Below are 18859 nucleotides of genomic sequence, written 5' to 3' on the forward strand. Positions count from 1 at the left end.
CCCCAAGGAGCTAACACCCGTGGAGTTTGAAACCCCGAGCGACGTAGTCAAATTTATTCAGGACGAAAACATTGAGTTTGTAGACGTGCGCTTTACCGATGTTCCCGGCACGGAGCATCACCTCACTATCCCAGCGTCCATGCTCGACGAGGACGCAATGGAGGAGGGACTGGCGTTCGATGGCTCGTCGATTCGCGGATTCACCACGATCGACCAGTCGGACATGAATCTTCTGCCGGATCTGTCGAACGCCTATATCGATCCCTTCCGCGCTGCGAAGACCCTCAACCTTCGATTCTTCGTGCACGACCCCTTCACCCGCGAGCCCTTCACCCGCGACCCGCGCAATGTGGCCCGTAAGGCGGAGGAGTATCTAGCTTCGACCGGCATCGCCGACACCTGCTTCGTCGGCGCCGAGGCCGAGTTCTATCTCTTCGACAAGGTGCGCTACGCCTCCGATGTGCATCGCAGCTTCTACGAGGTGGACTCCGGCGAGGGCTGGTGGAACCGCGACGCTGCAACGCAGATCGACGGCAGCCCCAACCTGGGTTATAAGAACCGACACCAGGGCGGCTACTTCCCCACTGCCCCCTATGACCAGACCATGGATCTGCGTGACGCCATGGCCAAGAACCTGCTGCGCATCGGCTTCGATGTGGAGCGCTTCCACCACGAGGTGGGCAATGGTCAGCAGGAGATCAACTACCGCTTCGACACCCTGCTCCAGAGCGCCGATCTGCTGCAGAGCTTCAAGTACGTGGTGAAGAACACCGCCATCAAGTGGGGCAAGACCGCCACCTTCATGCCGAAGCCGCTGGCACACTCCGCCGGTAGCGGCATGCACGCTCACCTGTCGCTGTGGAAGGACGGCGAGCCGCTCTTCCACGACGAGTCCGGCTACGCTGGCCTCTCCGATACCGCCCGCTACTTCATCGGCGGCATCCTGGAACACGCCGGCGCTGTGCTGGCGTTCTCGAACCCGACGCTGAACTCCTACCACCGCCTGGTGAAGGGCTTCGAGGCCCCGATCAACCTCGTGTACTCGCAGCGCAACCGCTCCGCCGCCGTGCGCATCCCGATCACCGGCTCGAACCCGAAGGCCAAGCGCATCGAGTTCCGCGCCCCAGATCCTTCGGCGAACCCCTACTTCGCGTTCTCCGCGATGATGCTCGCCGGCTTGGACGGTGTGAAGAACCGCATCGAGCCGCATGCGCCCGTGGATAAGGACCTCTACGAGCTGCCGCCGGAAGAGGCCGCGTCCATCCCGACCGCGCCTACCTCCCTGGAGGAGTCCTTGGCCGCACTTGAGAAGGACGCCGACTTCCTCACCGAAGGCGACGTGTTCACCGAGGATCTCATCGACACCTACGTCAAGTACAAGTGGGACACCGAGATCACCCCGTCTCGCATGGGCCCGACCCCGCTGGAGTACGAGCTCTACTACGACTGCTAAACGCTGCGCGTAGCTCCACCGTCCGCATCATTCGTTGCGGGCGGTGTTTTTTATGCTTATCGACGCCTCCTCCCGCCACCATCACGGCCCGGACAGACGACGACCGCCTTCCCGCATAGAGCGAAAGAAGGCGGTCGACTACGGCGCTTCCGGCTTAGTCGTCGTGGTCATGCTCGGCGAGATCGTGATCGAAGAGCAGTTCCTCGATGCTGGACTGATCGGCGGTGGCGGGATCGAGGAAGGTCGGCAGCTGCCGACCTTGTCCTCGCCGAAACGGGCGTGGAAGAAGGTGGGGTCATCCTCCTTTTCCTTCTCGCCAATCAGCAGGAAGGGGTACGGGGCGGTGTCATCCGTGCCCCTGAATACGTACCACGTGAAGTCATCATCATCGCCGACTGTAGGATCCACGGTCTCGAGGATCGTGTTCTTCAGATCAGCGCCCAGTTCTCGGAATGCTCGAGAGCGGCCTTGGCGAAGTCGGCGGCCATTTCGGGATCGTTGATATAGCTGCCGAGACTGCGGTAGGAGCCATCCCAATCCTGCAGGGCGGCCGCAGCCTCATCTGCCTTATCGGAGACCGCATCGGTGGCCTCGGTGGCCACCTCGAGGGCGGCGCTGGTGGCATCGGATACGCTATCGGAAACCTCGTCGCTGGAGCAGCCGGCTTGGTCCACTGCGCTGGCGGCACCCAGAGCGATGAGTGTCTTCGGTAGTTTCTTCATAAATAGACACCCTTCGATACTGCGACAAGGGTAAACAGCACCCAAGGCTACCGGAGATATATCGCCGCTGATCTATATATGGATAACGATCCGTTTGCGATTGCCCGCGAGCGACCGTGCACGTCGGGCGCCGGACGATACACAAATACGGGCCCTCGTCGTACCTGCGGCGGGAATGAGGTGCTCGTCCCTGCAGGCCGACCAAGGCCCGTGATGGTGTCTGTACTCAGCGGCGGCGGTTTAGGCGGCGCGGCTGAGCACTGCGGAGGTATCGCTGAGCGCCGACTGCTTACGATCCGGCTTCACGATGGCGCGGTAGCCAACGAAGATCAGGAGGCCCACCACAGCGGTGACGACGATCGCACCACCGGGGCGCAGATCGAAGGTGTAGCTGAGAGTCATGCCGAGCATGGTGTAAATGATGCCCAGCACGATCGAGAGCAAATAGGCCTGCTTGTAGCTGCGGGCCACAATGAGCGCGGTGGCCACTGGCAGCACCATGAGAGAGACCACGAGCAGCGCACCGATCACCTTGGCGGCCAATGCCACAGTGACTGCGGCGAGCGCGGTGAACACGGTGTTCACCAACTGCACCTTGGTGCCGGAGATACGAGCCAGCAAAGGATCGACCACCATATCTTGCAGGCTGCCGTAGAACACCACGCTGGCGGCGACGACGAGCACAAACACGATGGAGGTGGCCCACACATCGAATTGGGTGACGGCGGTAATCGAGCCGAAGAGATAGGACTCGAAGCTACGGCCACTCGGCGCCAGGTCGGCGAGGATCACGGCCACACCAAGGCCGGCACTGAGGGTCACAGCCGTAGCCATGTCGCCGTACTGCGGGAACTTCTTACGCATAAGCTCGATGCCGAAGGCACCGATAACGGCTACCACAATGGCGCCAACGACGGGGCTGAAGCCCGCGATCAGGCCGAGGGCCACGCCGGCAAGCGAGGTGTGGGAGAGCGCATCGCCCATCATCGCGGTGCGGCGTGCCACCATCACGATGCCGATCAAGGGAATGGATATCGAGAGCAGCAGGCCCACCAGCAGGGTGCGGCGGACGAACTCGAATTCGAAGAAAAGCTCAAGCATCGATCAACTGTCCTTCCTCGATGCGTTGGATGCGATCAATGGTGACATGTCGGCGGATTTCGTCGAGATCGTGCGTAACCATGAGCACGGTGAGGCCATGCTCCTTACGCAGCTGCTCAATGAGAGTGAGAAACTCGACACGAGAGCCGGCGTCGACACCAGAGATCGGCTCATCCAGGATGAGTAGATCGGGTTGGGTAATGAGCGCACGGGAGATGAGCACCCGCTGCTGTAAACCACCGGACAGCTCAGAGAAAGGTACGTCGATGATCTTCTCCAGCCCCATGGAGCGGAGCGTCTCCTCTGCCTTGTCCCGTTGCGTCTTCCGAGCGAAGGTGAACATTCCCATCTCCCGAGTCAGGCCTTGGGCCACCAACTCGCGGGAGGTGATGGGAAAGGAGATCTTCTCGGTGGTGGTGGCCTGCGGCACATACCCGACGCGGTGGAGCTGATCCCCCTTCGCCGAGGGCGATCCGAACAACATCGAGGTGCCCTCGGTGGGCTTATAGGCGCCGATGAAGATCTTCAGGGCGGTGGACTTGCCGCAGCCGTTCTCACCGGTGAGACACACAGCCTCGCCGTTATTGAGGGTGAAGTTCACCCCTTTGAGGACGGGAAAACGGCCGAAAGAAAAGTGCAGGTCCTTTGTTTCGATAACTGCGGTGCTCACTGCTTTTCCCCCAATGATTCGTAGAGGTTTTCTAGGTTCATGCGCATATATCCCGTGTAGCCTTTGTCGCCTCCGCCGTACTCCATGGAGTTCAGCGGCAGCGCCCGACCATCGACTTCTTCGGCCACCACATTCGCGGTCTTGGGATCGGTGCCGTCTTCGTAATACACAACGTCGATGTCTTGCGCACGGGCGAAGCGAATGGAATCGGTAAGCACGCGCAGGCTCGGAGCCGAGTTCGTCGTCAGCCCCTGCAGCGGATGCTGAGTGAGCTGATAGTCACGTGCGAGGTACGCGAAAGCATTGTGGGCGGTCACGAAATCGCGGCGCGGGGCGTCGAGCAGCTTCTCCTTGAACTGTGCCTCCATGGTGGTGAGTTCACGCACCAGGTTGGACTTGTTCTTCTCGATCTCTTTTTCATGAGCGGGGATCAGCTTGCCCAGTTCCACGTTGATGGCATTCGCGTAGCGCTTAGCGTTGACCACCGATAGCCACGAGTGCGGGTCGAAGCTCACGGTATCCGTTTCGGAGGAACCTCCGTCGACCACATTGCTCAGCTGTAGCTCATGGCCGTCACCATCCACGAAGCTGTATTCCAGCAGAGACTCGGAGACGCGATCAGAGACGAACACCCACTCCCCCGACTCGGGGAATTTGAAGGTCACTTCGCCAGATTGGTGACCCATCTGAATGTCATACACCTGGCCGGGGACGACCTCGGTGGCGGCACGCTGCTCGAGCTGTGCCCCCTTATCGTCCATCACCTCGCGGCCTTTGTCGATGTAGTCCTGCTCGCTCAGGCCTTCCTCGAAGGGGAAGAAGGCACCGCGCAGCGAGCGTTCGTGGGTGTGACCAAAGACCATGGTGTAGTTCCTCGAACTATCAATGGTGCCGCGCCCCATGTATTGGAACTCGCCGAGAGCGGCTGCGCCCTTGTAGTTAATGAGGTCCACGTAGTCAGAAAGCTGCAATACCGGCAGGTTGGGCAGAATGTCGCGAATTTGCGGTAACCACGGCTCCATATTGGCGCCGTTGACTACGAGCATGTCGGCCTCAGAGAGGGCCTTGATGTTTTTCGGTGTGGGCTCCCAGAGATGCGGGTCTTGGCCTTGGGGCAAAAAGCTACGCACCTCGGCGTGATCGCCGGCGATCTCGGACACGAGGCTGTAGATGGGATAAAACGACGCGTAGATCAGCGGAGTATCGCCTGAAGGGCCTGAAGACGACTCGTCGCCCCCGCCGTTCGTTGCACTAGGCGAAGCCGCGCAACCAGCGAGAGCGACAAGCAAACTGAGGAGCAGAAGGATTCTTTTCATCACTTCAATGCGTGCCTAATCGGCACAACCTCCATCAATTTTAGTGAGCGTGCTCCAGAAGCTCTTCTTGGATCTGTGCCTGGGTAGCGCTATCTGGGTTCACGAAAGTCGGGAAGTTCTCGGAATCGAGAAGGGCATCCTTGTCATCGCCGAAACGAGCGTGGAAGTGCTCGAGGGTCTCCTCACCGTGCTTCGGCATGAGCAGGACATACTTGTTCTCGGCGTCACCCTTGGCCTCGAAAACGTACCAAGTGAAGTCTTTGCCGTTGAAGCTCTTATCCACGGACTCGAGGAACTCGTACTCGACGGGTTCCTCGGAGGGGTTCTCCAGCTCGTCCGCGGTCTTGACGAAGGTCATGGAGTCGCCATCGACAACCAGGCCCTCGTAGGGCAGACCGTAGGACTCCTGCAGCTCCTTCTTGAGCTCGTCGACGCTCTCGCCGTGCTCTTCAGCAGCCTTGGCGAAGCCTTCCTCCATCTCAGGGTCCTCAATGTAGCTGCCGAGGCTGCGGTAGGTGCCATCCCAGTCGGCGAGGGTGGCCTTGGTGGCCTCGGTGGCATCCGAGGCGGCCTCGGAGGCGGTCTCGCTAGCCTCGGAGACGGCGGAGGTAGCAGATTCGGTTGCGGACGACACAGTGTCCTTGGCCTCCTCGCTGGAGCAGCCAGCGAGCGCCAGAGAGCCGGCGGCGGCGATTGCGAGAATGGAGCGGGAAAGCTTCATGAGAGCCCTTTCCTTTTGTGCACAGTTACGGTTTACATCGCGCCACTGTCCAAAAAATCACTTTTTGGACGCGGCTCGAGACAAGGTTCAATTGATTGAACCAAGCTGAGCTTAGGCTAAAACTATCTGGAGAAGAGTGTCAATAGATTACCCCCTAGTGGGGCGATACCCCAGCTATGCTCGAACTTTATACGTGATCTAGCTCGCCTTGCCGGTGAATTCACCCGAGCTTAAGCTGTGAACGTCCACCCACCGCGGCGGGTAGGAAGAATGGCTAGGCATACACTATCCATTACGGCCTTCGGCACACCCCATAAGAGAAAGGCGTCCCCCGTGGAACCCTCCACAATAACGGTCCACAGCACTCGTGCTTATCGCGGCGAGCGACCGCGGGGGCGCGGCTGGGTACACGCCGTGGCCACCGTGCTGGGAATCATTGCCGCCAGTGTGTTGGCTACCTATAGCTGGATCATGCTCACCCCAGCCCAAGCGAGCGGCGTGATGATTTATGGGGCGGGCATGGTGGCCCTGTTTAGTGTGTCGGCGACCTACCATCTTGGGCCGTGGCGCCGCCCCAGCACCGTGATGTGGTGGCGTCGTGCCGATCATTCCACCATCGCCGTCTTTATCGCCGCCACCTACACCCCCATGTTGTTGTTGAGTGTCGACTCCCCTCTCGCTGAGTGGATGCTCGTGGCCGCGTGGGCCGGCGCCGCCGCCGCGGTGGCACTGAATATGGTGTGGATCAACCATCCCCGCTGGCTGGATGTGGCAGTGTATCTCGTCTTGGGCTGGCTCGTGGTTCCTATCCTCCCGCAACTTCTTGCGGGCACGGGATGGACTGTGGTGTGGCTTCTTGCCGCCGGTGGCGTGATCTATTCCGCGGGGTCTGTCATCTATGGCCTCAAACGCCCAGGACGTAATGCCCGCTATATCGGCTACCACGAGTATTTTCATGCCGCCACGGTGGTGGCCGCCGCGCTGCACTATGCGGCGGTGTGGCTGGTGGTTGTGAACCACGCTACCGCACTGTGCGCTTAACGCTGTGGGCGCAGGGTGAAAAATGCCATCGTCGCGGTCGCGCCCATAAGCACCACGGCGATCGCGGAGGTCACCACCACGCCAGAATCGAAGGCGGCCCGCGCCGAGGCAGCGAGCGCCTCCCCCGCCTCACCGCCGATGGACTCTGCGGTGGCAATAGCGCCGCCGAGAGTATCGCGGGCGGTAGCGGCCGCGGAGCCGGAGATGGCGTCGGGCACATCCACATTGCTGCGATAGACGGCATTTACCACCGAGCCGAGCACCGCGGTGCCAAGCACGGCCCCCACCTCATAGGCGGTTTCCGAGATCGCGGATGCCGCCCCGGACTTCTCCGGCGGCACAGCGGAGAGAATGAGGTCATTAGAAATCGTCTCCGCCACGCCCACACCGATGCCGATCACCATGAAGGCGAGCACGAGGCCCACGTCGGAGTGGGAGCGACCCGAGAACAGCACCAGGAGATAGCCGACCGCGTTCATCAGCAGTCCGAAAGTCACCAGCAGATGAGCGTCGATACGCATAGCTGCCCTTACCACCAGCAGGCCGGCGATGATCGTGGCGATCATTCCCGGCACGAGCAAGAGCCCGGCCACCATGGGGCTATGTCCACTGACCAGCTGGAAGTGCTGGGAGATGAAATACAGCAGCCCCACCAGCGACAGAATGGCAAAGAGGTTGGCCAGCACGGCGCCGGAAAATTGACCCAACCGGAACAGACGCATGTCGAGCATCGGATTCGCACTGCCCAGCTGCCGGCGCACAAAGAGCACACCGCAGAGCACGCCGGTGGTGGCGAAGAGAATCGGTTGCCAGCTGAAGCCGGAGGCGCCGATGTTTTTGATCGCCAGCACGATCGGCCCCATGGTGAAAAACGCGAGCACAATGGAGACAACATCCAGCGCCCCAGGATTCGGGTTACGAGATTCGGGGATCCACAGTGGCCCCAGCACGATCAACGGCACGAGCACTGGGATAGCCATCAAGAAGACGGAGCCCCAGTAGAAGTGCTCGAGCAACACGCCACCCACAACGGGGCCAATGGCGGCGCCGCCGGAGAATCCCGCGGCCCAAATCGCAATGGCGAGGCGACGCTCCGTGGGATCACTAAAGATATTACGAATCAAGGAGAGCGTGGCCGGCATGATCATCGCACCGAACAGGCCCATGCCCGCACGAGATACCACCAACAGGGCGGCGCTCGGAGCGAGGGCGGCCACCACGGAGATCACCGCGAAGCCAGAGCAACCGATCAGCAGCATGAGGCGCCGGCCTACGCGATCGCCGATACTGCCCATGGGGATCAGCAATCCAGCCAATACCAGCGGGTAGATATCCACCAACCACAGCAGCTGGGTGCCCGTGGGCGTCAGCTGCTCGGAGATATTTGGCAGGGCGAAGCTGAGGACCGTGTTATCGATGGAGACGAGCAGCACCGGCAGCATGAGTACCGCCAGGGCCTTCCATCTATCTCTCTGTTCTGGAGTCATAGCGATACACAATCTAACAGACCCAGACTAAACCGTCCAGCCGGTACAGTTTTGCTGGTAAAGAGCACCTTACTGCGCTAGTATGACGGCATGTCCGCACGCGAAGCTGTCCTCGACGCCTATGAAACGCTGCTCATTGAACGCGATGATCAGGCCGCCACAATCAAGGCCATCGCGCAGGCCGCCGGCTGTTCCAAGGGCGGGCTGCTCTACCACTTCCCCAGCAAACAGGCGCTCGCAGACGGTCTCATCGACAGGCTGAAGCGCCGCACCAGCGACGATATTGAGACGATGCGCACCGCCGAGGAGGGCGCGGTGAACTACTACCTGCGCACCTCCGCCGTCACCAATGATCACTTCGGCCGCACGCTCATGGCCGTCACAAAGATCGGCGCGAGCCACAGCGACACCGTGGAGAACGCGCTGTCGCTGGTACAGGAACGCTTTCTCGCCGAGCTGCGGCGCTACTGCCCCAACGAGAATGTGGCCATCGCCGTGCTGCTGCTGGGCGATGGCCTGTACTACAACGAAATCAATTCCGGATTCTGCTGCACGGCGAAGCGCGACGTGACCCCTGAGGTTCTCGCGGCTGCCGCCACGCTTATCGACGCCACCTCGCCGGATTAATCCCCGTTTAGGCGGGGGCGTTGATGTAGATATTCTCCAGCAACTGGTCCCGTAGTTCTGACTGCACCGGCTCGCCTGATTCATCGATCACGGTGGCCACGAGGCTAATCGAACGCTCCCCGAGCGGCACCACGATCATCTTCGCCTCCTGCACGACCTGCACATCCAGCATGGTGGTGTTGTAGGTCATGTTCTTCGCAGGATAGCCGCAGACTTCGGGGGCGTCGGTGACCTGGAGGTCACCATCCTGGGAGAGCATGTTCAGGGTGTCGGTGTATTGCTGGAAGGCCTCCTCTGGGCCGACCTCGACGGTGCCGCCCACAATGCTGGCGGTGACCGAGCCGGAGCTCATGGACAGCAGAATGGAATCGGCTTCGGCCTCTGGGTGGCGCTCCCAGCCCTCGGGCAGGGGCATCGCCACGGTATAGCCGGTATCGCCGACGGTAACCTCGGCGCTCGGCCCCTCGATCGGGGCGCATGTGCCGGCGGTATCTGCGGGCACATCCGCCGCAGCGGGAGCCTCCTCGCTGGCGGAGCTAGAGGCTGCGGCGGCAGGGGACTCCGCGGCAGAATTATCGGCATCCGAGCCGCAGGCGGCGAGCGGCATGATGAGTGCGGTGGTGGCTAGGGCGGCGAGGGAGATTCTGAGGCAACGCATAGTTGAGTATCGTAGCGTGCCGAGCGGACACGGACAGGGCCAAGCCCCGCCCACGGTGGCTATGAGTGCGAATGCACACCGTGAACGGGGCTTGTATCTATTCCCTCACACACTGTCCCGTACGGAGGTTAATCCTCCTCGGGGACCTCCCAGTTATAGGAGCGTTCCACAGCACGGTTCCAATCGCTGTAGAGACGATCAACCTCTTCTTGCGGCATGGAGGGGCTCCATGTCTTCGCCTCAGAGGACTGGTCCTTCAATGCAGCCAGGTCTTCCCAGAAGCCGACCCCCAGGCCGGCAGCGTAGGCCGCGCCGGTCGCGGTGGTTTCCACGTTCTTCGGGCGCACCACCTTGGTGCCCAGAATATCGGACTGGAACTGCATGAGCAGCTCGTTCATGGTCATGCCGCCGTCGACGCGCAGGTTGGTGATCTCCACTCCGGAATCGGCCACCATGGCGTCGGCCACCTCGCGGGTCTGGTAGGCAGTGGCCTCCAGCACGGCGCGGGCGATGTGCTTGCGGTTGGTGAAGCGGGTCAGGCCGACGATCACGCCGCGGGCATCGGAGCGCCAGCGCGGGGCGAATAGCCCCGAGAAGGCGGGCACGATGTACACGCCGCCATTGTCCTTGGCCTCGCGAGCGAGATTCTCCACGGAGGGCGAGTTGGGGATCAGCTGCAGGTTGTCTCGCAGCCACTGCACTAGGGAGCCACCCATGGATACCGAGCCCTCCAGGGCGTAGACGGGCTTTTCGCCCTCGAGCTGGTAGCAGACGGTGGTGAGCAGGCCGTTTTCGCTCAGCTGCGGCTTGGTGCCGGTGTTGAGCAACAAGAACAGGCCGGTGCCATAGGTGTTCTTGGCGTCGCCGGCGCGGAAGCAGCCCTGGCCGAACATGGCAGCCTGCTGGTCGCCCAAGATGGCCTTGATCGGCACCCCGGAGAGCGAGCCGCGGGCACGGATGGAGCGGAAGTCACCCACGGAGGGGCGGATCTCGGGAAGCATGGACATCGGAATACCCATGGCCTCGCACAGCTCCTCGTCCCACTCCAGGGTTTCCAGGTCCATGAGCAAGGTACGGGAGGCGTTGGTGACATCGGTGGCGTGCAGCGCCTCTGCCCCATCGTCACCCTCGGCGCCACCGGTCATGTTCCACAGCAGCCAAGTGTCGATGGTGCCGAAGAGCAGCTCGCCCTTCTCGGCACGCTCGCGGGCGCCCTCGACGTTGTCGAGAATCCACTTCACCTTCGGGCCGGCCGGATAGGAGTTGATGAGCAGACCCGTGCGCTTCTGCCACTTATCGGCAGTGCCCTCACCGATCAGCTTGCGGCAGATCTCAGTGGTGCGGGTGTCCTGCCACACGATGGCGTTGTAGATGGGCTCACCGGTGTTCTTGTCCCAGACAATGGTGGTCTCGCGCTGGTTGGTAATACCGACAGCCAGCACATCCTGGGCGGAAATGTCCTGGTTAGCCAGAGCGCGGCCGACGGCGCGGCGGGTGTTGTCCCAAATCTCCTTGGGGTCGTGCTCCACCCAGCCCTTCTGTGGGAAGTACTGCTTGTGCTCGTACTGGCCCACAGAGACTTGGTTGGCGTCGTGATCGAAAATGATGCAGCGAGTCGAGGTAGTACCTTGATCAATCGCGGCAATGTATTTGGTGGACATAGTGTTCTCCAATGGTGGGGTGATGGGGGAAGGTGGATTACATGACGGTGGCCATGAGGCCAACGACGACGGCTGCAATCATCGGGGCGACAACAGGAACCCAGGCGTAGCCCCAGTTCGCGTCGGCTTTGCCCTTGATGGGCAGGAGGAAGGCATAGGCGATACGAGGACCAAGGTCACGGGCCGGGTTGATGGCATAACCGGTGGGGGTACCAAGGGACATACCGATGGAGACCACCACGAAGGCCACGGCGAAGTAGGTCATCGGGCCGAGCTCGCCACCGGTGGGACCCCAGGCGATGAAGGCCAGGAGCACGAAGGTTGCCATGAACTCGGTGAATGCGTTCCAGCCATTCTTCGGATGGGCGGGGCCGGTGAAGAAGATGCCACCGGTCACACTGTTCGCATCGGTGTTCTCGCCGTTGTCGTCCAGCGAGTTGGCGTCGAAAAGCTGCTTGAAGGTGAGGTAGCAGAGCACTGCTCCGAAGAGACCGCCGAGCATCTGACCGACGATGTAATAAGGAACGAGCTCCCACGGGGTGGCACCATTGAGCGCAAGCATCACAGTCACGGCCGGGTTCAGGTGGCCTCCGGAGACATTGGCCACGGAGGCACCGATAAACACGGCCATACCCCAACCGAGGGCAATGAGAAGCCAGCCAGTGTTCCGGGCGCCGGAGGTGCGCAGCGTATTAACGGCGCACACTCCATTACCGAGGAGCAGGAGCAGGGCGGTGCCGAGGAATTCCCAGCCCAGCGCTTGGGTTGCTGTGATCATTAGATATCTACGCTTTCGTCGATGTTGGTTCGGGGATCGCCGGCCTTGATCATGTAGTCGGTGGCAGCGGCATCGGTGAGAGCCTTTTCGGCGTTGAGCTCGGCCTCGACGCGGCCGCGGAAGCTCTCCAGCTCTGCTTCCACAGTTGCGTCATCCCAGCCAAGGTGCGGGGCGATGAAGGTGGCAACAGCCTCGGCCGCGACGGTGCCGCGGTCGTCGTACTCCATAGCCACGCGCAGGCGGCGGTTGAGCACGTCCTCCAGGTGCAGCGCACCCTCGTGGGTGACGGCGTAGAGCACCTCTGCCCAGATATAGCCCTCTGCACCCTCGATGGGCGTGAGCAGGTCCTTATCCTCGGCGGCCGGGGCCAGCACCTCTTCATAGAGGGAGCCATAGCGGCCGAGCAGGTGCTCGATGGTCGCGGCGGGCAGCCCGTGGCGAGCCGCCAGAGCGTCCACTTGGTTGGCGAGCGCATGGTAGCCATCGGCGCCCAGGATCGGGGTCTGATCGGTGATGGACTCCGGAACCTGCTTCGGGATGTCGCCGATAGCGAGATCCACGGCATCCTTACCGATCACGCGGTAGGTGGTGTACTTACCGCCGGCCACGGAAATCAGGCCTGGCAGGTCGCGGGCAACAGCGTGGTTGCGGGAGAGCTTGGTGGTGGTATCGGAGGAGCCGGCCACCAGCGGGCGCAGACCGGAGTAGACGCCCACGATATCGCCGTGGGTGATCGGGGTGCGCACCCGCTCGTTGAGCTCGCCCAAGATGTAGTCGATGTCTTCCTTGGTGGGGGCCGGGTCCGGGCGCCCCTCGGTGTACTCGGTGTCGGTGGTGCCGACGATCCAGTACTCGCCCCACGGGATCACGAAGAGCACCGACTTCTCGGTGACGAAGCAGAGTGCGGCGTCGGATTCGATCTTGTCCTTCGGCACCACAATGTGCACGCCCTTGGATGCGTGCACGGAGAACTTACCCTCCACGCCGGCCATCTTGTGGATGTCGTCATTCCACACGCCGGTGGCGTTGATGAATACGGAGCCGTGGACGCTGGTCTCACGGCCAGTGTCGGTGTCGCGCAGGGTAGCACCAACGACGCGGCCGTGCTTCTTCTCAAAACCGACCACCTGGGTGGAGGTGCGGATGGTGGCGCCGTACTCGGCGGCGGTGCGTAGCACCGTCATGGTGTGGCGGGCGTCATCGACAAGCGTGTCGTAGTAGCGGATACCACCGACAACAGCATCTTCCTTCAGCGCTGGGACTACCTTGAGGGCGCCCTTGCGGGTGTAGTGCTTCTGCATGGGGACGGTCTTGGCGCCACCCATGAGGTCATAGAGAGTGAAGCCGCCGAACATCATGACCCGCTCCCACACGCGGTTGGTCAACGGGAAGAGGAACTTCAGCGGCTTGACCTGGTGCGGAGCCAGAGTGGACATATTCAGCTCGCGCTCGCGGAGGGATTCTGCCACGAGGCGGAAGTCCAGCATCGCGAGGTAACGCAAACCGCCGTGGAACATCTTGGAGGAACGAGAGGAGGTGCCGGAGGCAAAGTCGCGGGTCTCGATCACCGCGACCTTGAGACCACGGGTGGCGGCGTCAAGGGCAGCACCTGCGCCCACCGAGCCCCCGCCGATGATGACGACGTCAAATTTCTCTGAACCGAACTTCTCCCAAGATTCTTCGTAGTACTCGGGGTTGAGTGCCTGCTTCGATGTGGAAGCCATGTGAAATTCACGACCTTTCCGGCCCGTCGACGCCTCGTGTTGCACTCACCAACAGGTGAGCTTCGGCGCATCGGTGGAGGCCAACAATGGGTTGAGGTGAGGACGCAGTGCGGGAGTTAGGAAAGTTCTAACACTCTCATCACCAAGAGCACTGAGTCCTGATGTCAAAGTCCAGAGTAACAGCGCCCACCCCACCCCAAAAGGGTGCTTTTTATTAGCAGGGCAAAGCAAGTCCCACACAAAGGAACATAAATGCAGGTCGCAGACATATATGCAGTGAGCTATACACATTTTGATGTGACTTGTAGCACACTATCCCGCTAACCTACGGCGCCGTCACTACCCCCTTTCGGGGCCTGTTTTTTGAGGATAAGGACTCCCAAAACTACGAAACAGTAACCGTCTTCTAGCTGGCGTTTTGAAGAATTCATCCCATGCCTATTCACATAAGCTACGAAATGGTAATGAGTTATACCCCCGCGAATTTGAAAATGATCACCACACCACAGGAAACAAAGCTACCAATCGGTAAGCGGGCATATGTGTCCTTTCGTTTTGCGCCCAGACACCCCCAGTTATCTCCCCCAAAACCGAACCCTTTATGTCTATTACGGCCATCACCGACCCCTCCCCCACAGGGCCGGTGGCCACGGCCTCCCCCGCCGCTAGAAGGCCGGCTTGTCCCGCTTGTGATAGCCCATGCGCGGCTGGAAGCCCTGCGGGCGGCGTCGTTGCGCAACGGCGTCGGCGATGAGCAGTCGGAAGCGCGGCGCCACGGAGGAGGGCAGCTGGGCGATGCTGAACCAGCCCACCGCGCTGGATTCGTCATCGCCCACGGCCGGCTCGCCCTCGCCCACCAGCTCGAGACGGAAGGCGATATCGATATAGGAGGCGACGTCTCCATTGGGATAGGTCACCGGCCCCACTGCCCCGCACCCGAGAAGCGCGGCCACTCGGGTATCGAGGCAGGCCTCTTCTTTGACCTCGCGTACGGCCGTGGTGGTGGGTTCTTCTCCTGCATCGGCGATACCGGTGACCGGCGTCCACATATCATTATCCGCGCGGCGGACGAGCAATACTTCGGGAGCATTGAGGAAATTGCCGGTGGTGGACTCGCGTAACACGATCGCGGTCACCCCTGGTAAAAGCAGCGGCTCGTGGCCGATTTTTTCACGAAGACTGAGAATATAGTCAGGTGTAGGCATATCACCTGACTCTACCCGCACACGCTGCACGGATAGCCGGTGCGCCCGCGCCCTCACCCGCTTCAGGGGAGACATCCGCCGCAGGAGCGGGGTTGAAGTTTTGCTCACTGCAGCAACCCCCTAAGCTGGGTGAGGTGCACTACATTTCTACTCGCGATACCTCGGCTACCCCGTATTCCTTCACCGACATTCTCCTCGGCGGCCTCGCCCCCGACGGCGGGCTCTTTTTGCCCGAAAGCTACCCGCAGCTCAGCGACGAGCAGCTCACTCAGTGGCGATCTGTGCTGAATGAGCAGGGCTATGCCGCCCTCGCTTTCGAGGTGCTACAGCTATTCGTCGATGACATTCCCGCGGAGGATCTGCGCGGTATCTGCGAGCGCGCCTACACCACCCCGAAATTCTCGGCCCCGGAGATCGTTCCGGTGCGCGCCCTAGGCGATGGCCTGCTGCTCGGACGCTTGTCCATGGGCCCCACGGCCGCTTTTAAGGACATGGCCATGCAGCTGCTGGGCGAGCTCTTTGAATACGAGCTGGCCCGGCGCGAGCAGTCGCTCAATATCGTGGGCGCCACCTCCGGCGATACCGGATCCTCGGCGGAATATGCCATGCGCGGGCGCGATAATATCCGCGTGTTCATGCTCACCCCCGCAGGGCGTATGACGCCCTTCCAGCAGGCCCAAATGTTTGGCCTGCACGATGACAATATCTTCAATATCGCCCTCGATGGCGTCTTCGATGACTGCCAGGACGTGGTCAAAGACATTTCTGCGGATGCCGACTTTAAATCCACCCGGTCGATCGGTGCGGTGAACTCCATCAACTGGGCGCGGCTCATGGCGCAGGTGGTCTACTACGTTTCCTGCTGGATTCGCGCCACCTCCTCCAATGAGCAGCAGGTGTCCTTCTCCGTGCCCACCGGCAATTTCGGTGATATTTGCGCCGGCCATATCGCGCGCTCGATGGGCGTTCCCATCGACAAGCTGATCGTAGCCACGAACGAAAACAATGTGTTGGAGGAGTTCTTCCGCACCGGCGATTACCGGGTGCGCAGCTCCGCCGAAACCCAAGCCACCTCCTCGCCGTCGATGGACATCTCCAAGGCCTCCAACTTCGAGCGATTCATCTTCGATCTCCTCGACCGCGACGCAGCGGCCACCGCGGAACTCTTTGGCACCCAGGTGAAGCAGGGCGGTTTCTCGCTCAGCGAGCATCCCGCCTTTGCCCGCGCCGCAGCGGAGTATGGCTTCCTCGCCGGCACGTCCACCCACGCCGATCGCCTGCGCACCATCGCCCGCGTGCACCGCGACTATGGGGTGCTCATCGATCCCCACACCGCGGATGGTGTGGCCGCCGCCGAGCAGAACCGCGAGTCCACCGACTCCCCCATCATCTGCTTGGAGACGGCGCTGCCGGTGAAATTCGCCGAGACCATCACCGAGGCCATTGGCTCTGCCCCAGAAGCACCGGAGCGCTTTGCTGGGATTGAAGATGTGGAATTCCGCGTCTTCGATATGCCCAATGATGCCCAGCGCGTCAAGAACTTCATCGACGAACGCCTCGCCTAGCGCCAAGCAGCAAATATTAGTCTTGCCTAAAGCACCCTTGTTAGTATGCAAGGGTGCTTAAGTTTATGCTGCGGGCGGTCGGTGTGATCGCCACCGGATGCGGGATCATCGGCATAGTATTGCCGCTGTTTCCCACGACGCCGTTTTTGCTCCTCGCAGCGTATTGCTTTGCCAAAAGCTCCCCGCGGATGCACGACTGGCTGCTCTCCCACCCGCAACTCGGCCCCTATATCACCAACTATCAATCTGGGGCGATGAGCAAAAAGCACAAGATTTTCACCCTCACCACGATATGGCTGGCCGTGGCCTTGGCCATCTGGCGCGTGGATCATGTGCTCGTCTACACCCTGTTCCCCTTGGGCGCGCTGGGCATGACCTGGCATATTTCGCGGCTGACCACCGCCCACTAAAATCACCACCGGCCCACCCCTCGAGTCTGCACTGAGGTGGTGGGCCGGTGTGGCGCGAGGTGGCGTCGATAAGCGAGAAGCAGCTAGTGCTGCACCGCCTTAGCGGCGCCGATTCCGGTGAGAGCGCGCACTTCCATCTCCGCCGCTTTGCCCTCGAAGTTATCGGGCTTACCGAGGTAGGTGCCGATAATGCCGAGGAGGAACCCGGCAGGGATCGCGACGATCGCGGGATTGGTAATCGGGAAGATCGCGAAGTCCGCATTCGGCAGCATGGCCGTCTCCGAGCCGGAGAATGCTGGGGAGAGCACGATGAGAATGACGGAGGTGAGCAGGCCGCCGTACATGGAGAACAGAGCGCCGGTGGTGTTGAAGCGCTTCCAGTAGAGCGAGTAAATGATCGTGGGCAGGTTGGCCGCGGCGGCGATACCGAAGGCCAAGGCAACCAAGAAGGCGATATTTTGGCCCATGGCACCAATGCCCATGACGATGGCGAGTACGCCGATGACCACCACGGTGATGCGCGAGACTCGCACCTGCTCCTCCTCGGTGGCCTGCCCCTTACGGATCACGTTGTTGTAGAGGTCATGTGCCACCGAGGCCGAGGCGGTGATGGCCAGACCGGCGACCACGGCGAGGATGGTGGCGAAAGCAATGGCAGAGATCACAGCCATGAAGATCGTGCCGCCGACCCGCGCCGAGAGCAGCAGCACAGCAGAGTTCACTCCACCGGGTGCGGCCTGGATCTGCTCGGGGCCCACCAGCGCCGCGGCGCCATAGCCCATGAATACGGTGAGCAGGAAGAAGAGCGCGACGATGGCGATGGTCCACGCCACCGAGCGGCGTGCCTCATGGGCGGTGGGCACGGTGTAGAAACGCATGAGCACGTGCGGCAGGCCAGCGGTGCCGAAGACGAGCGCCATGCCGAGGGAGACGAAGTCCAGTTTGGTCAGCGTGGAGGCGCCGTATTTCAGGCCCGGCCCGAGGATATCCTCGCCCTTGGGGTGATTGGCCACGGCGGATCCGAGCAGCTCATTGAAGCCACCCTTCACGGCGAAGAAAGTCAGCAGGGTGATGAGGATGGAGCCGCCCACGAGCAGCACTGCCTTGATCATCTGCACGTAGGTGGTGCCCTTCATGCCGCCGACGAGCACGTAGACGATCATGAGCACACCGACGATGGCGACCACGCCTGACTGCGCGACCTTGCCCTCGATGCCCAGCAGCAGGGCGACGAGGCCGCCGGCGCCGGCCATTTGGGCGATGAGATAGAACAGCGAAATAGACAGCGTCGAGATCGCAGCCGCGGTACGCACCGGCCCTTGCTTCAGCCGGAAGGAGAGCACATCGGCCATGGTGAAGCGGCCAGTATTGCGCAACGGTTCTGCCACGAGCACGAGGGCCACCAGCAGGGCCACGAGGAAGCCCACGGAGTAGAGGAAGCCGTCATAGCCATAGAGGGCGATGGCGCCGGTGACGCCGAGGAAGGCGGCGGCGGAGAGGTAGTCGCCGGCAATGGCGAGGCCGTTTTGCTTGCCGGAGAAGGAGGCGCCGCCGGTGTAGAAATCGGAACCCTTCTGCGAGGTCTGGCGGGTCACGCGGATCACGATGCCCATAGTGGCCACGATGAACGCCACGAAGATGGAGATATTGAGCACCGGGTTGCCGGTGCTGATCGCTTCAGTCGCGAGCACTGTTGTGGAGTGAGTCATAAGTAGTCCTT

Annotated in this window: 18 protein-coding genes; 5 read left to right on the forward strand and 13 right to left on the reverse strand. The window is 61.5% G+C overall.

The features are described 5' to 3' along the window. Positions 1-19 precede the first annotated feature (19 nt). Entirely contained in the window at positions 20-1453 is a 1434-nt protein-coding gene (gene glnA / locus GBB11_RS06205; protein ID WP_151549220.1) for a type I glutamate--ammonia ligase, read from the forward strand. A gap of 138 nt (positions 1454-1591) precedes the next feature. Here the strand turns inward: glnA and GBB11_RS06210 are convergent, their stop codons facing one another. The 6 genes from GBB11_RS06210 to GBB11_RS06235 form a co-directional block, all read right to left on the reverse strand. Further along, positions 1592-1861, reverse strand: a complete 270-nt coding sequence (locus tag GBB11_RS06210) for a hypothetical protein (protein WP_151549221.1) — start codon at positions 1859-1861, stop codon at positions 1592-1594. Between the two features lie 20 nt (positions 1862-1881). Beyond that, on the reverse strand, positions 1882-2175 hold the full coding sequence (locus tag GBB11_RS06215) for a hypothetical protein (RefSeq protein ID WP_151549222.1): 294 nt from the start codon (positions 2173-2175) through the stop codon (positions 1882-1884). Positions 2176-2415: 240 nt separating this feature from the next. After that, complete coding sequence (locus GBB11_RS06220; protein WP_151549223.1) at positions 2416-3276, reverse strand: metal ABC transporter permease; 861 nt, start codon at positions 3274-3276, stop codon at positions 2416-2418. Continuing rightward, on the reverse strand, positions 3269-3946 hold the full coding sequence (locus GBB11_RS06225) for a metal ABC transporter ATP-binding protein (protein ID WP_192796346.1): 678 nt from the start codon (positions 3944-3946) through the stop codon (positions 3269-3271). Before GBB11_RS06225 ends, GBB11_RS06220 begins: the two co-directional genes overlap by 8 nt. Then, entirely contained in the window at positions 3943-5262 is a 1320-nt protein-coding gene (locus GBB11_RS06230) for a metal ABC transporter solute-binding protein, Zn/Mn family (RefSeq protein WP_151549225.1), read from the reverse strand. The genes GBB11_RS06225 and GBB11_RS06230 overlap by 4 nt, the downstream gene beginning before the upstream one ends. A gap of 40 nt (positions 5263-5302) precedes the next feature. After that, a complete protein-coding gene (locus tag GBB11_RS06235; RefSeq protein WP_151549226.1) occupies positions 5303-5983 on the reverse strand; it encodes a ZinT/AdcA family metal-binding protein in 681 nt (226 codons plus the stop codon). A 333-nt stretch (positions 5984-6316) separates the two neighbouring features. On the opposite strand from GBB11_RS06235, the gene GBB11_RS06240 reads away from it, so the two are divergent. Further along, entirely contained in the window at positions 6317-7024 is a 708-nt protein-coding gene (locus GBB11_RS06240; protein ID WP_225979137.1) for a hemolysin III family protein, read from the forward strand. Here GBB11_RS06240 and GBB11_RS06245 read toward each other — a convergent pair. Next, positions 7021-8511 carry an MFS transporter gene (locus tag GBB11_RS06245; RefSeq protein ID WP_151549228.1) on the reverse strand — a complete coding sequence of 497 codons (1491 nt, stop codon included), beginning with the start codon at positions 8509-8511 and terminating at the stop codon, positions 7021-7023. The genes GBB11_RS06240 and GBB11_RS06245 overlap by 4 nt on opposite strands. 90 nt (positions 8512-8601) lie before the next feature. On the opposite strand from GBB11_RS06245, the gene GBB11_RS06250 reads away from it, so the two are divergent. Beyond that, positions 8602-9138: a TetR/AcrR family transcriptional regulator gene (locus GBB11_RS06250; RefSeq protein ID WP_151549229.1), complete on the forward strand. Its 537-nt coding sequence runs from the start codon at positions 8602-8604 to the stop codon at positions 9136-9138. A 7-nt stretch (positions 9139-9145) separates the two neighbouring features. Here GBB11_RS06250 and GBB11_RS06255 read toward each other — a convergent pair whose 3' ends face one another. From GBB11_RS06255 to GBB11_RS06275, 5 genes are all read right to left on the reverse strand, one after another. Further along, entirely contained in the window at positions 9146-9796 is a 651-nt protein-coding gene (locus tag GBB11_RS06255) for a hypothetical protein (RefSeq protein ID WP_151549230.1), read from the reverse strand. 128 nt (positions 9797-9924) lie between these two features. Next, positions 9925-11457, reverse strand: a complete 1533-nt coding sequence (gene glpK, locus GBB11_RS06260) for a glycerol kinase GlpK (protein ID WP_151549231.1) — start codon at positions 11455-11457, stop codon at positions 9925-9927. 37 nt (positions 11458-11494) lie between these two features. Further along, on the reverse strand, positions 11495-12235 hold the full coding sequence (locus GBB11_RS06265; protein ID WP_151549232.1) for an MIP/aquaporin family protein: 741 nt from the start codon (positions 12233-12235) through the stop codon (positions 11495-11497). Next, positions 12235-13959: a glycerol-3-phosphate dehydrogenase/oxidase gene (locus GBB11_RS06270; RefSeq protein WP_151549233.1), complete on the reverse strand. Its 1725-nt coding sequence runs from the start codon at positions 13957-13959 to the stop codon at positions 12235-12237. The genes GBB11_RS06265 and GBB11_RS06270 overlap by 1 nt, the downstream gene beginning before the upstream one ends. Before the next feature lie 665 nt (positions 13960-14624). After that, complete coding sequence (locus tag GBB11_RS06275) at positions 14625-15164, reverse strand: NUDIX domain-containing protein (protein ID WP_151549234.1); 540 nt, start codon at positions 15162-15164, stop codon at positions 14625-14627. 134 nt (positions 15165-15298) lie between these two features. On the opposite strand from GBB11_RS06275, the gene thrC reads away from it, so the two are divergent. Next, on the forward strand, positions 15299-16729 hold the full coding sequence (gene thrC / locus GBB11_RS06280) for a threonine synthase (protein ID WP_151549235.1): 1431 nt from the start codon (positions 15299-15301) through the stop codon (positions 16727-16729). A gap of 53 nt (positions 16730-16782) precedes the next feature. Further along, positions 16783-17139: a YbaN family protein gene (locus GBB11_RS06285; RefSeq protein ID WP_225979139.1), complete on the forward strand. Its 357-nt coding sequence runs from the start codon at positions 16783-16785 to the stop codon at positions 17137-17139. 83 nt (positions 17140-17222) lie between these two features. Here GBB11_RS06285 and GBB11_RS06290 read toward each other — a convergent pair whose 3' ends face one another. Next, entirely contained in the window at positions 17223-18848 is a 1626-nt protein-coding gene (locus GBB11_RS06290) for a cation acetate symporter (RefSeq protein ID WP_151549236.1), read from the reverse strand. Positions 18849-18859: the final 11 nt, after the last annotated feature.

The sequence above is a fragment of the Corynebacterium sp. 74A genome (genome assembly GCF_008930665.1).
GTDB classification, from domain to species: domain Bacteria; phylum Actinomycetota; class Actinomycetes; order Mycobacteriales; family Mycobacteriaceae; genus Corynebacterium; species Corynebacterium megadyptis.